At 71.3% G+C, this 13,558-nt stretch carries 11 protein-coding genes and 2 pseudogenes; 6 read left to right on the top strand and 7 right to left on the bottom strand.

What is annotated here, in order from left to right:
* Nucleotides 1-212: 212 nt before the first annotated feature.
* Both OG627_RS09055 and OG627_RS09050 read left to right on the top strand, forming a co-directional pair.
* Entirely contained in the window at nt 213-1,580 is a 1,368-nt protein-coding gene (locus OG627_RS09055) for an MFS transporter (RefSeq protein ID WP_329072519.1), read from the top strand.
* 119 nt (nt 1,581-1,699) lie between these two features.
* The gene (locus OG627_RS09050) at nt 1,700-2,500 is read left to right on the top strand and encodes a carbon-nitrogen hydrolase family protein (protein WP_329063193.1); all 801 of its coding nucleotides are present in this window, start codon (nt 1,700-1,702) and stop codon (nt 2,498-2,500) included.
* A gap of 24 nt (nt 2,501-2,524) precedes the next feature.
* Here OG627_RS09050 and OG627_RS09045 read toward each other — a convergent pair whose 3' ends face one another.
* Nucleotides 2,525-3,151, bottom strand: a complete 627-nt coding sequence (locus tag OG627_RS09045; protein WP_329063190.1) for a GntR family transcriptional regulator — start codon at nt 3,149-3,151, stop codon at nt 2,525-2,527.
* A 226-nt stretch (nt 3,152-3,377) separates the two neighbouring features.
* Here OG627_RS09045 and OG627_RS09040 point away from each other — a divergent pair, with 226 nt between their 5' ends.
* Nucleotides 3,378-5,717: a HelD family protein gene (locus OG627_RS09040; protein ID WP_329063189.1), complete on the top strand. Its 2,340-nt coding sequence runs from the start codon at nt 3,378-3,380 to the stop codon at nt 5,715-5,717.
* A 73-nt stretch (nt 5,718-5,790) separates the two neighbouring features.
* Here the strand turns inward: OG627_RS09040 and OG627_RS09035 are convergent, their stop codons facing one another.
* Entirely contained in the window at nt 5,791-6,693 is a 903-nt protein-coding gene (locus tag OG627_RS09035) for an SDR family oxidoreductase (protein WP_329063187.1), read from the bottom strand.
* A 139-nt stretch (nt 6,694-6,832) separates the two neighbouring features.
* On the opposite strand from OG627_RS09035, the gene OG627_RS09030 reads away from it, so the two are divergent.
* Entirely contained in the window at nt 6,833-7,399 is a 567-nt protein-coding gene (locus OG627_RS09030) for a TetR family transcriptional regulator (protein ID WP_329063185.1), read from the top strand.
* Between the two features lie 231 nt (nt 7,400-7,630).
* Here the strand turns inward: OG627_RS09030 and OG627_RS09025 are convergent, their stop codons facing one another.
* Together OG627_RS09025 and OG627_RS09020 are read right to left on the bottom strand one after the other, a co-directional pair.
* Nucleotides 7,631-8,092, bottom strand: a complete 462-nt coding sequence (locus OG627_RS09025) for a hypothetical protein (protein WP_329063183.1) — start codon at nt 8,090-8,092, stop codon at nt 7,631-7,633.
* A 163-nt stretch (nt 8,093-8,255) separates the two neighbouring features.
* Nucleotides 8,256-8,645: a hypothetical protein gene (locus tag OG627_RS09020; protein WP_329063181.1), complete on the bottom strand. Its 390-nt coding sequence runs from the start codon at nt 8,643-8,645 to the stop codon at nt 8,256-8,258.
* Nucleotides 8,646-8,674: 29 nt separating this feature from the next.
* Here OG627_RS09020 and OG627_RS35460 point away from each other — a divergent pair.
* Nucleotides 8,675-9,034: pseudogene (locus OG627_RS35460) on the top strand (hypothetical protein); the annotation flags it as partial.
* Between the two features lie 57 nt (nt 9,035-9,091).
* On the opposite strand, the gene OG627_RS09015 reads toward OG627_RS35460, so the two are convergent.
* Complete coding sequence (locus OG627_RS09015; protein WP_329063179.1) at nt 9,092-9,613, bottom strand: hypothetical protein; 522 nt, start codon at nt 9,611-9,613, stop codon at nt 9,092-9,094.
* Between the two features lie 83 nt (nt 9,614-9,696).
* Between OG627_RS09015 and OG627_RS35455 the strand changes: the two are divergent.
* Nucleotides 9,697-9,858 (top strand): annotated as a pseudogene (locus OG627_RS35455) (IS982 family transposase); the annotation flags it as partial.
* A gap of 151 nt (nt 9,859-10,009) precedes the next feature.
* Here OG627_RS35455 and OG627_RS09010 read toward each other — a convergent pair.
* Both OG627_RS09010 and glgB read right to left on the bottom strand, forming a co-directional pair.
* Complete coding sequence (locus OG627_RS09010) at nt 10,010-10,783, bottom strand: hypothetical protein (protein WP_329063177.1); 774 nt, start codon at nt 10,781-10,783, stop codon at nt 10,010-10,012.
* Nucleotides 10,784-10,904: 121 nt separating this feature from the next.
* Complete coding sequence (gene glgB / locus OG627_RS09005) at nt 10,905-13,442, bottom strand: 1,4-alpha-glucan branching enzyme (protein WP_443073438.1); 2,538 nt, start codon at nt 13,440-13,442, stop codon at nt 10,905-10,907.
* Nucleotides 13,443-13,558 lie beyond the last annotated feature (116 nt).

Below are 13,558 nucleotides of genomic sequence, written 5' to 3'. Positions count from 1 at the left end.
GGCGGCGTCGCGGGGCTGGGCACGCGTGTCTGCGCACGCGCCCAGCCCCGCTCCTCACCCACCCCCCATGTGACGGTCGGTTTAACTTTGCGCGGAAGGCTTGCGCATACGACCTGTATACAAGAAGTATGCCAGAAGGTCGACAGTGCGCCTCCCGAAGGACGGACAACGTGAAGAACGGCACAGGCACAGACGTGGGTACGAGTACGGACGTGAGCGGGAGCCCGGACGGGGACGGGGACAAGCGGCCGCCGGGGGCGTCCGCGGTCCGCCGCGCCTTCTTCGCGAGCCTGACCGGGACCGCCCTGGAGTGGTACGACTTCGCCATCTACTCCGTGGCCGCGGCGCTGGTCTTCGGCGATGTCTTCTTCCCCTCCGAGGACCCCGCCACCGGCACCCTGCTGGCCTTCTCCACCTACGCCGTCGGCTATGTGTCGCGGCCGCTCGGCGGATTCGTCTTCGGCCGCCTCGGGGACAAGATCGGCCGCAAGAAGGTCCTCATCGCGACGCTCGTGCTGATCGGGGTCGCCACCCTCCTGATCGGCGTGCTGCCCTCGTACGCCACGATCGGTGTCGCGGCGCCCATCGCCCTGGTGATCCTCCGCTTCGCGCAGGGCGTCGGGGTCGGCGGCGAGTGGGGCGGCGCCGTACTGCTGTCCAGCGAGTTCGGCGATCCGCGCCGGCGCGGCTTCTACGCCTCGGCCGCCCAGATCGGCCCGCCGGCCGGCAACCTCATGGCCAACGGCGTACTGGCGCTCCTCGGCGCCGTGCTGACGGAGAGTCAGTTCCTCTCCTGGGGCTGGCGGGTGGCGTTCCTGCTCTCCGGCGTGCTGGTCTTCTTCGGCCTGTGGATCCGCGCGAAGCTGGAGGAGACGCCCGTCTTCCAGGCGATGGAGGCCGAGAAGACCCGCCCCGAGGCGCCGATCCGCGAGGTCTTCACCACGCACCCCCGCGCGCTGGTGGCGGCGATCCTCAGCCGGATCGCCCCCGACGTGCTGTACGCGCTGTTCACCGTCTTCGTACTCACCTACGCGACGGGCGAACTCGGCATGTCACGCGGCTCCGCCCTGGCCGCCGTACTCATCGGCTCCTCGCTCCAGGTCTTCCTCATCCCGCTCGCCGGCGCCCTCTCCGACCGCGTCAACCGCCGCCTCCTGTACGGGGTTTCCGCCGTGGGCGCCGGGGTGTGGCCGTTCCTGTTCTTCCCCATGGCGAGCGGCGGGAGCTGGCCGCTGCTCGTGGTCGGGGTGGTCGTGGCGCTGGCCCTCCATTCGCTGATGTACGGGCCGCAGGCGGCCTTCATCGCCGAACAGTTCTCCCCGAGGCTGCGCTACACCGGATCCTCGCTCGCCTACACCCTGGCCGGGGTGGTGGGCGGCGCCATCGCGCCCCTGCTGTTCACCGCGCTGCTCGACTCCTACAAGTCGTGGATCCCGCTGGCCCTGTACGTCGCGGTCACCGCCGTGCTCACGGTCACCGGCCTGTGTCTGGGCCGGGACGGGACCGACGACGACGATCTGACCGCGCCCGGGAGCGCCGCCGAGCAGCCCGTCCCCTCGCCGGGGGGCGCCACCGCCTGAGACCATCCGGAAAACCCGGCACCCGCACCCGGCACCCGCACCCGTATCCACCCGCGCTCCCCCCCGTGCACCCGAACCCCCGCTCGCGTGGGGGCGTGAGACAAGGAAAGCGACCTTCCATGCGTATCGCCCTGAGCCAGATCACCACCGGCCCCGACCCCGAGCACAACCTCAAGCTCCTGGCCGAACAGGCCCGCCGCGCGGCGGACGGGGACGCCCGGATCGTCGTCTTCCCCGAGGCCGCGATGGCCTGCTTCGGAACGCCCCTCGCCCCGCTCGCCGAACCCCTCGACGGCCCCTGGGCGACCGGTGTCCGGCGGATCGCCGAGGAGACCGGACTCGTCGTGGTGGCCGGCATGTTCACCCCGGGCCCGGACGGAAAGGTGGCCAACACCCTGCTCGCCACCGGCCCCGGGGTCGAGGCCGCCTACGACAAGATCCACCTCTTCGACGCCTTCGGCTATGCCGAGTCGGACTCCGTGGAGCCGGGCTCGCAGGTCGTCACCATCGAGGTCGACGGCGCCCGCGTCGGCCTCGCCACCTGCTACGACGTCCGCTTCCCCGAACTCTTCCGGGCCCACGCCGACGCGGGCGCGCGGCTCTCGCTGCTGCTCGCCTCCTGGGGCGCCGGGCCCGGCAAGCGCGAGCAGTGGGAGCTGCTGACCCGTGCCCGCGCACTCGACGCGACGCTCTGGCTCGCCGCCGTCGGCCAGGCCGACCCGGCGGCGTCCGGTATCCCGGCGACCTCGAACGCGCCGACCGGGATCGGCCGCAGCGCGGTCATCGGGCCGGACGGAACCGTGCGGCACAGCCTGGAGGACGGACCGGGCATGCTCCTCGCCGACCTGGACCTGGCCGAGGTCGCCGCCGTCCGCCGGACCATCCCGGTCCTGGCCAACCGGCGGCTGCCGTCGGCCTGACCCGAAAACACGCTCGGACGGGTCCTAACCGGCGAGCAGCACCTTGAGGGTCGTCTCCAGGTGGCTGTCGATCGCCGTCCGGGCGGCCCCCCGGTCGTCGGCCGCGATGGCCTCCAGGATCGCCTGATGCTCGGTCAGCACGGACTGCTGGCGGCCGTGCTGGTTGTACAGGGCGACCACCCCGGCCCGGATCTGCCGGCTGCGCAGGCCGTCGTAATGGCGGCTGAGGAGGGTGTTGCCCGCGGCGGCGACCATCGTCGCGTGGAAGAGATGGTCCACGGCGATGAACTCCTTGGCGTGCTCGGGCCCGCTCAGGGCGCGCTGGCGGTCGAGCAGTCCGGTCAGTTCCGCCAGGGGGGCCCGGCCGCCGGGGATGATCTGCTCGGCCGCGTACCGCTCGACGATGCCGCGCAGCTCCATCAGCTCGGTGATCTCGCGCCCCGACAACGGCACGATCTGCGCGCCGCGCCGGGGGACCAGCCGTACCAGGTCCTCGGCGGCGAGCAGCAGCAGCGCCTCGCGGATGGGGGTACGGGAGAGCCCGAGGCGGTCGGCCAGCTCCTGCTCGGAGAGGAACTCGTCCTGCCGGTCCGGGTCGGTGAGGACGTTCTCCTTGAGGTACGCGTACGCCTTCTCCCGGCCCGACGTCACCACGGCCCCCTTGAATCGATCCGGCCCCTGGATCCCGAGGCTTGCATACAGCGAGTATACCGAGGCAGGGGGGCGGCCTCCCCTCCGGCGTCAAGCGCGCACAAAAACACCCCGGAACCGAATTGACGGCCGGGGTGCGCTTCTGTCTATATTGATTGTTTGCGTGGAATGAATCAAAAGAAACATACCAAAGCAGTAAGCAACAGCGTATCGAACAGGGGCTGAATTGTCAACCGAGGAATTGCAGAGCGAACAGCAATTCGTCTCCCTCCTCCACGAGCGGCTCGACGCTCTCAGAGAGCAGGCCGAGACCGCCGTGGAGTCGGCGACCGGCCAGGTCACCACGGTGCGCCAGGCCCGTGTCGAGCGTGACATCAGCGTCGCGGAACAGTCCGGCCTGGTGGCGCGGCTGAACGCGGTGGAATCCGGCCTCTGCTTCGGCCGGCTCGACTTCGCGGACGGCGCCGCGGGCGATGCCGAAGGCGAGGCCGGTCCCGGTGAGGGCGGGGGCGCGACCCGGCACATCGGCCGTATCGGCATGCGCCGGGACAACAGCGAGCGCACCCCGCTGCTCATCGACTGGCGGGCCCCGGTGGCGCGCCCCTTCTATCTGGCCACCGGCCACACCCCGATGGGGCTGCGCCGACGCCGCCACATCACCACCCGGGGGCGCGAGGTCACCGCGCTGCACGACGAGATCATGGATCTCAACGACACCACCCGCACCGGATACGAGAACCCGGACGCCGATGCCGTGCTCCTGTCCGCGCTCAACTCCGCGCGTACGGGCCGGATGAGCGACATCGTGCAGACCATCCAGGCCGAACAGGACCGCATCATCCGCGCCCCGCACCAGGGAGTGCTGGTGGTCGAGGGCGGCCCCGGCACCGGCAAGACCGCCGTCGCGCTGCACCGGGCCGCGTATCTGCTCTACGCCCACCGCGAGCAGCTCGCCCGCCGCGCGGTGCTGATCGTCGGACCGAACCCGGCCTTCCTCGGCTACATCGGCGAGGTGCTGCCCTCGCTCGGCGAGAGCGGGGTGCTGCTGGCGACGGTCGGGGAACTGTTCCCCGGCGTGGTCGCCACCGGTACGGACACCCCCGAGGCGGCCGAGGTCAAGGGCCGGGCCGACATGGCGCGGGTGCTGGCCGAGGAGGTACGCGACCGGCAGACCCTGCCCGATCCCGAACTGGAGATCCGGCACGAGGACCACGGCACGCTGACGCTCGACCGCGACACGGCCCGCGAGGCCCGGCAGCGCGCCAGGGACACCGGACTGCCGCACAATCTGGCCCGGCCCGTCTTCGCCTTCCGGATCATCGACGCGCTGACCGAACAGCTCACGGACCGGATCGGCGCCGATCCGCTGGGCGGCCCCAACCTCCTCGACGCCTCCGACATCGCCCAGCTGGGCAAGGACATCGCCACCAGCCGCGAGGTCCAGGCCGCCATCGACACGCTCTGGCCCACGCTCACCCCGCGGCGGCTCGTCGCGGACTTCCTGGCCGACCCCGGCCGGCTCGCCCCGCGCGACGCCGCCGCCGTACGCCGGGCCGGTACCCGAACCGGCACGGACGTCATCGACGACTGGACCCCCGCCGATGTGCCGCTGCTGGACGAGGCGGCCGAACTCCTCGGCGAGGACGACTCGGCGGCCCGCGCGGAGGCGGCGCGCGAGCGCCAGGAGCGGATCGACTACGCGCGGGGCGTGCTGGAGCTGTCGTACGGCTCCCGTACCCAGGAGTTCGAGGACAAGGACGACGACGAGTCCGAGGTCCTCGCCGCCCACGACATCATCGACGCCGACCGCTTCGCCGACCGGCACGAGGAGGCCGACACCCGCACCGCCGCCGAGCGGGCCGCCGCCGACCGCACCTGGGCCTTCGGCCATATCGTGGTGGACGAGGCGCAGGAACTGTCCGCCATGGCCTGGCGGTTGCTGATGCGCCGCTGTCCGAGCCGCTCCATGACCCTGGTCGGCGACCCCGCCCAGACCGGCGACGCGGCGGGCTGCGACTCCTGGGACCAGATCCTGGAGCCGTACGTCCAGAGCCGCTGGGAGCTGACCAGGCTGGGCGTCAACTACCGTACGCCCGCCGAGATCATGGAGGTCGCCGCCGAGGTGCGGCGTACGGCGGACCCGCTCTTCGAGCCGCCCACCTCGGTACGGTCGACGGGCACCGGCCCGGTCGTACGGTCCGCGCTCCCGGCCGAACTCGCCCGCAGGGCGAGGGAGATGGCGACGTCCCTCGTCTCGGACCATCCGGTCGAGGGCCGGCTCGCGGTCATCGCCCCCACCGCGCTGCTGCCCGCCCTCGCCGCCGAACTCCCCGACGCCTCCTGGGCGGCCACCCCCGACCTCACCCGCCCGGTGGTCCTGCTCGACGCCCGCCGGGCGAAGGGCCTGGAGTTCGACACGGTCGTGGTCGTCGACCCCGAGGCCATCATGGACGGCTCGCCGCGCGGCACCAACGACCTGTACGTCGCCCTGACCCGGGCCACCCAGCGGCTCGCGGTGGTACGGGACGCGGAGGTCCCCTCCCGGCTCAAGTCGCTGACGCCGTAGGGACGGGGGCGGGTGCGGGGGCCGCACGGTGGCTGAACGCGCGGTCCCGCCGCGCGTTCGGCCGACCGGCTCGTCACCGTTCGTCGAAGTAGTGCCCCTCATCGAGGTCGGCGATGAGGCCGGGGCCCGTCGGCCGCCAGCCGAGCAGCTCGCGGGTCAGGGTGTTGGAGGACGGGCTGTCGACCTTCAGGAAATCGGCCAGCCAGCCGAAGTGCGCGCCCGCGTCCTCGGGGGAGACCGACTCCACCGGGAGGCCGAGGTGGTGGCCGATGGTCTCGGCGATGACGCGGAGCGGCACGCCCTCCTCCGCGACCCCGTGCAGCACCGATCCCGCCGGAGCCTTCTCCACGGCCAGCCGGAACAGCGTCGCGGCGTCGAGGCGGTGCACGGCCGGCCAGCGGTTGGCGCCGTCACCGATGTAGCCGGAGACCCCCTTGGCGCGGGCGATGGAGATCAGGGTCGCGACGAAGCCGATGTCCCCCCTGCCGTGGACCGTCGGCGCCAGGCGCAGGACCGCCGAGCGGACGCCCCGGTCGGCGAGGGCGAGCGTGGCGTCGGCGGTGGCGGACCGGGGCGAGACCGACGGATCGGCGGAGTCCTTCTCGGTCGCCAGGCGTCCCGGGGTCACCCCGATCGTCCCGGAGGCGATGACGAGCGGCCGGCCGGAGCCCGCGAGCGCCTCGCCGAGGGCGTCGACGGCGCGGCGGTCCGCGTCGGAGGCGCCCTTGAAGTCCCCGGCGAACGCGATGTCGTGCTTGAAGGCCAGATGGATCACGCCGTCCGACGCGGCGGCGGTCTCGCGCAGAGCGTCGAGATCGTCGAGCGAGCCGCGCCGCACCTCGGCCCCGGCGGCGGCGAGCGCCTCGGCGGAGGCGTCCGAGCGGGCGAGCCCGACGACCTGATGACCCGCCCCGAGCAGTTCGGGAACGACGGCGGAACCGATCCAGCCGGACGCTCCGGTGACGAAAACACGCATGGGGGACCTCCTGGTGAGCGACCGTCCGTGCCGGGGGGGCGTGGCACGCGGAACCGATCGATGTCAGTTGCTGTCATCAAACGTAGCACTTGATGTCAGCGCCTGCCATCACCGGGAGGTGTCACGTAGGATCGGGCACATGAGTCGATGGGAGCCCAACGCGCGCGGACGGCTGGAGCAGGCGGCCCTGGAGCTGTACAGCGCACGCGGCTTCGAGCAGACGGCGGTGGCGGAGATCGCCCGGCGGGCGGGGCTCACGGAGCGGACGTTCTTCCGGCACTTCGCGGACAAGCGCGAGGTGCTGTTCGGGTCCTCGGGCGCGTTCCAGGACCTGTTCGTGGCCGGGGTCGAGGGGGCGCCCGACGGTGCGGCGCCGATCGACGCGATAGCCGGGGCACTGGCGGGCGTCGGCGTGTTCTTCGACGGGCGCCGGGAGCACTCCCGGCAGCGTCAGGCCGTCATCGTCGCCAACGCGGAGCTGCGGGAACGGGAGCTGATCAAACTCGCCTCACTCGCGTCGGCGATGGCCGGCACACTGCGCGCCCGTGGTGTCGCCGACCCGGCCGCGAGCCTGGCCGCCGAGGCGGGGATCGCCGTCTTCAAGATCGCGTTCGAGCGCTGGATCGAGGACGGTGAGGAGCGCGACCTGTCGCAGCTCATGCGCGAGTCGCTCGCCGAGCTGAAAGGCGTCACGGCGGGAATCTGAGCACCGCCCGCCCGCTCAGCCGGCCGCCTGACCGGGCCTCCTCGCCGGCCGATCACGTCACACGGCTCCGAACCTCCGCTCGTACGCCGTCAGATGGCCGCTGTGAGCGGCAGTCGGACCGCTTTACGCTTTTCCGAGTACCCCCGCTGACGTTCTGGTGGTGGGCGCTTCGGCCGCCGGCCTGTCCACCGTGGTGGGGAGGACGTCCCACCGCGATGGCGGCCTGAGCGGCTACACCCGCTCCTGGTACACCCTGGTCCCGGCCGGCTTGAGCCGGTGGATCGCTGTCCAGGCTGCCCGCCCGGTCAGCCCCTGGGCCCACGCTTCGAGATCATCTCCGGCATCGTGGAAGAACCACGAGTTGAAGCTTCCCAGTGCTTCAAGGGCGGGCGCGAGTCCGTATCGAAGCTCGCAGTGAACCTGTACATAGTGGTCGTGATCGCCATCGCTGTCGGAGACCTCGAACTGTCGGCTGAGGTCCAGTGTGAACGTCCGAGGACCGTCGAACGCGTAGGTGCCGTACTCGAACAGAAGACCGTCGGCATCGGGTGTGCCCGGGACGTGGAACCGTCGTCGTCCGAAACGGAGGAACGCAAGCCAGACGTCCTCCGTGACCAGGGCGGCAGGTGGCCGGGGTCCGAGTTCGCCCTCAAGCAGTCCAACGGCCTCATCCATCGACGCTCTCCGCGTCATGCCTGTCCTCCTCGTCCGGTGAACCTTGCCGGTCGGAGCACTGGATGATCAATTCCAAGGGGATGCCCGCGGAGGAGGGTGTGGGGTGGGTGGCGGCCGTAGCCACCGCGAGACGGTCAGGCGGCGGGCTGCCGGCCCTGGTTGTCGGGGTGGCAGCGGGCGGTCAGGCGTCAGGGTCGGCTTCGGGGTGCGTGAACCGCACGGGCTTGCCCAGCGACCGGGCGTAGGCGATTTCGGCTCGGGTGCTGTCTCCGATGTAGTCGCCGACCACGAGCACCTCATCAGCGAGCCGGATCTTCGCCCGGTGCAGATCGTCGAGCCGAACCTTCAGCGCCTCGGCCTCGACAGGATCGGACCAGAGTTCGTGCGGCGACTTCATGTCACAGCCCGGTTTGACGACGATCTTTCCGGCTCTGGTCTCCCGCAGATCGGCCTCGTTCATCTCGGTCATGAAGCGGGTGGAGCCGCAGATCACGACGGTACGCGGGAGGCTCAACAGCTTCTTCGCGTCGGCGAGCTTCTCCTCGGGGGTGAGCAGTCGCGGATATGACACTGGTTCCTCCTGGTGGTGTGGTCCAAGGGGTGCCTGCGAGACGAGAACGAGGGTGTCCAAGATCGTCGCGACAGCACTCTGGAGCGACGACCGACGACAGGCTGAAGGAGCATTCCGACCTGCCGCCGTGGCGCCCGCCGGTCGGCATTACGCCCCGCCCGAGCGATGCCGAACCGGTCACCCTCGCCACGTTGCGGACCATACTCGGCTGCACCTCCGAGGCCGAATGGCTCCGCCATGCCCGTGCCCGCCTGCGCCACCTCTTCCCCTACCCGCCCCAGCGGCCCGGCCACAACAAGCGGCTGCGCAAGGCCGCCGGTCAGATGCGCAGCGTCAACCGGATCCTGGCCACCACCACCTCGGTGTGGAGCGACGGCGTACGGGTCGTGGCGCCTTGGTTGGAATCTCCGGGTGAACGAACGAGGGACGGCCGTGATGCGCCGGTTCTATGGCTGGTGTGCGGCTTCGGGCCGCGTCGGTGGGGATGCCGGCGGTGCCAGGGTGACGGTGTAGCGCCAGAACGGCCGTACAAGCAGGGCGCCGACGATGACGACGACCACGCAGAGCAGCGAACTGCCTGTCCACGCGACACCGAGACCGGTGGCGGAGGCCATGGCGCCCGCACGCAGGTCTCCGAGGCGCGGACCGCCGGCGACGACGACGGTGAAGACGCCTTGCAGCCGGCCGCGCATGGCGTCAGGTGCGCAGGTCTGCAAAATCGTCACGCGGTAGACCGCGCTGACGAGGTCCGCCGCTCCGGCAGCGGCCAGCAGGACTACGGCGGCGAGGAGTTGATGAACGGTGCCCGCGAGGGCGATGGCCGACGCCCAGACGATGACGGCGATGGCCAGCGCCCTGCCCTGGCGGCGCACTCGTCCGATCCATCCGCTGAACAGCCCCGCCACGACCGACCCGATGGCGATGGCCGAGTACAGCAGGGCGGCCACGACCAGTGCGTTCATCGACACGTTCAGCCGCACCATGGGCCAGACGCCGGGAACCTATCGCATCGCACCCGGTGGGTGAATTCCCGAGCCGGGCTTCGTGAGCCAAAGGCCAACTCGGCCTCGTACAGCACCGAGGACGCACCCCCGGCGGTGTCGTCGCCCGCGTCATGCGGCGAATCCCCGCAGTACCTGCCGCGTTCTTGCCCCACCATCACACCGGACGGCGGCCCCTCCTTCGCCTGTGCTCACCGACCGCCCATGACCACTGGCCCCTTGGAATCGATCATCCAGGACTGTCCGGCCGGTCACGTCGGGCTGCTCGGCCTGCATGGCTCGGGGATGAAGGTCAGCCGAAGATGATCAACACCATCGAATTCCTCTGCCCGAACGTTGACGGCTGAGGTATCGAGCCCCCGTTCAGCCGGACAGTGACCGGGTCTCCTCGATGAAGTCGCGTACGACGGTCGCGTTGCGGACCCTGATCCGGCGGTCCTTCGCGTCCCGCGGCCGGATCAGTACTTCCGTCAGGCCGTTGGCCCCGGTCTCGGCCAGCTCCGCCCAGCCGAGGGCGATCGCCGGGCCGCCCCGGACGGGACTCGGCAGCTCCAGACCGGCCTCGGTCACCGTCAGACCTCCCAGCGCGACCCGGCCCTCGGCGTCCAGTGTGCCGCGCAGCCGCTCCAACAGCCCTGGGCGCAGGCCCTGTTCGATGTCCTTGGCCAGGTGGTGCTGTCCCACGACGTGGGTCAGCACCAGAGGTTCCCGCTTCTTCTTGAGGTGCACGGTGATGGTCGCGAACCGTTCCCTCGTCTCGATCCTGCCCACGCCGCCCTTGACCTCGACGTCCCCATGGTCCACCTCGGTCGACTCGATCGCGTCCCACGGCAGCGGTACGGCGGGCACACCGGCCCGTACGAGCAGCAACCCGCCTTCATGGAGGGTGACGCGGCGCAGCCCCTTGCGCGGCGGTATGCGCCGGACGACGGTGAAGCCCGCTACGAAGACCGCCACGACGATCAGCGCGGTCATCCACCAGGACGCCGTCGCCGCGTACGCCCCGCCGCCGACACCCGCCAGCGGGAGCAGCAGCAACTCGCCGTGCTTCCAGGGGCGATGGACCCGGTAGGCGCGCTCCCGCCTGCCCATTCCCGCCAGCTCGGCCATCTCGTCGTGCCGTTTCGGTTCATTCACCCGCGCACTATATGACTCTTCTGTTCCACGTGACCCCGCCCGCGCGAAGGCCCCGCCGGAGCGGATCCGGCGGGGCCTCAACCAGCGCTTACCGCGCTTGAAGTGATGGTACGTCAGGATTTCAGGCGGGCCGCAGCCAGAGCGTCGCCAGTGGCGGCAGCGTCAGCCGCAGGGAGGCCGGGCGGCCGTGTGCGCCGGCCGGTTCCGTCTTCAGCGGCTCCGCGTTGCGCACATCGCCGCCGCCGTAGCGGGCCGCGTCGGTGTTGAGCACCTCGGTCCACTCCGCGAACTCCTCCGGGACCCCGAGCCGGTAGTCCTCGCGGACCACCGGCGAGAAGTGCGAGACCGCCAGCAGTGGCGCGCCCGCCGCGTCGAAGCGCAGGAACGCGAAGACGTTGTCCTCGCCCGCGTCGCCGTCCACCCAGGCGAACCCCTCCGGCACGGTGTCGCGCTGCCAGAGCGCGGGCGTCGCGCCGTACACCGTGTTCAGATCGCGGACCAGGTCGCGTACGCCCCGGTGGTCGGGCTCCGCCTCGTACGACGGGTCGAGCAGCCACCAGTCCGGGCCGTGGCTCTCGGACCACTCGGCGCCCTGGGCGAACTCCTGTCCCATGAAGAGGAGTTGCTTGCCGGGATGGGCCCACATGAAGCCGAGGTAGGCGCGTTCGTTCGCGCGCTGCTGCCACCAGTCGCCGGGCATCTTCGAGACCAGCGCGCGCTTGCCGTGCACGACCTCGTCGTGCGAGATCGGCAGGACGTAGTTCTCGCTGTAGGCGTACACCATGGAGAAGGTCATCTCGCCGTGGTGGTACTTGCGGTGCACCGGCTCCTTGGCGACGTACTCCAGCGAGTCGTGCATCCACCCCATGTTCCACTTCAGCCCGAAGCCGAGACCGCCGAAGCCGTCCGGCCCGACATGGTGGGTGGCGCGCGTGACGCCGTTCCAGGCGGTGGACTCCTCGGCGACGGTCACCACGCCGGGGCAGCGCCGGTAGACGGTGGCGTTCATCTCCTGGAGGAAGGCCACGGCGTCCAGGTTCTCCCGGCCGCCGTGCTCGTTCGGCGACCACTGCCCCTCCTCGCGCGAGTAGTCGAGGTAGAGCATCGAGGCGACCGCGTCGACCCGCAGCCCGTCGATGTGGAACTCCTCGCACCAGTACACCGCGTTGGCGACCAGGAAGTTGCGGACCTCCGTGCGCCCGTAGTCGAACTCCAGCGTGCCCCAGTCGGGGTGCTCCGCCCGCTGCGGGTCGGCGTGCTCGTAGAGCGGAGGGCCGTCGAAGCGGGCCAGCGCCCATTCGTCCTTCGGGAAGTGCGCCGGCACCCAGTCCACCAGCACCCCGATGCCCGCCCGGTGCAGCGCGTCCACCAGATACCGGAAGTCGTCCGGAGTACCCATGCGGGAGGTCGGCGCGTAGAAGCCGGTGACCTGATAGCCCCAGGAACCGCCGAAGGGATGCTCGGCGACCGGCATCAGCTCGACATGGGTGAAGCCGAGGTCCTTGACGTACGCGGGCAGCTGCGCGGCCAGCTGACGGTACGTCAGGCCCGGTCGCCAGGAGCCCAGATGGACCTCGTACACGGAGAACGGCGCCTCGTGCACCGGCCGGTCCGCGCGATGCGCGAGCCACTCCTCGTCGCGCCACACATGGTGCGACTCGGTGACGATCGACGCGGTCGCGGGCGGCACCTCGGTGCGCCGGGCCATCGGGTCGGCCCGCACGGTGTGGGTGCCGTCGGGCCGGGTGATGTCGAACTTGTAGAGCGCGCCGTCCCCGATCCCCGGTACGAACAGCTCCCACACACCGGTGGAGCCCAGCGAACGCATCGGCAGGCTCGTACCGTCCCAGTAGTTGAAGTCACCGGCGATCCGCACCCCCCGCGCATTGGGCGCCCAGACGGTGAAACGGGTGCCGGTGACGCCCTGATGGACCATGGGCAGGGCGCCGAGCGCCTTCCACAGCTCCTCGTGCCGGCCCTCCCCGATCAGATGCAGATCGAGTTCGCCGAGGGCGGGCAGGAAGCGGTACGGGTCCCCTGCCCGCACCTCGTCCGGGTTCTCGGCGGTGTCGCCGTACCGGACCAGCAGGGTGTACTCCGGCACGGCGTCCAGCGCCAGCACCCCGGAGAAGAAGCCGTCCCCGTCGTCGGCCAGCCCCGTCCTCGCCCCCTCGGTGACGACGGTGACGGCGCGGGCGTACGGGCGCAGCACCCGGAACAGCACCCCGCCCGCGACCGGGTGCGCCCCCAGCACCCCGTGCGGATCGTGGTGCGCGCCGCTGAGCAGCCGCTCGCGGTCGCCGCCGTCCAGCGGCGGCGCGACCGGTGTCCCGTTCGCGGGCCGGGCGGCCCGCGCGGGACCGGGGGCCACTGCCGGCTCCTCGCGCGGCTTGGGCGCGGTGGGTGTGGCGGCGGCGGTGGGCGCGGTGGCGGCCGGTGCCTGCCCCCGTTCGGCCGTACCGCGTGCGGTTTTCTTCCCCTTGGGGCTCTTGGCCGCCTTCCTCCCCGTGGGCTTCGCGGGCTTCGTGGACTTCGCCGCGGGTTTCTCCACGGGCTTCTCCACGGCCGCGGCGGGGGCCGGGACCTGGCGGGCGGCGACCGGCGTCACCGGCGGGGGCGGAGAGCCGGACGGGCGGTCGGACGGCGTGCGGGCGGTCACGGGGGTGCCTCCTCGGCGCGGGGCTTCACTGGACGGTGGTCGGTGGGTAAGGGGCTACGGGGATCACGGGGATACGGGGGTGCGGAGGTATGGGGATAGGGAGGTATGGGGGTACG

Origin of the sequence: Streptomyces sp. NBC_01429 (genome assembly GCF_036231945.1) — a bacterium.
Lineage (GTDB): Bacteria > Actinomycetota > Actinomycetes > Streptomycetales > Streptomycetaceae > Streptomyces.
Note: the sequence above shows the minus strand (reverse complement) of the source record. Positions and strands in the feature narration are given on the sequence as shown.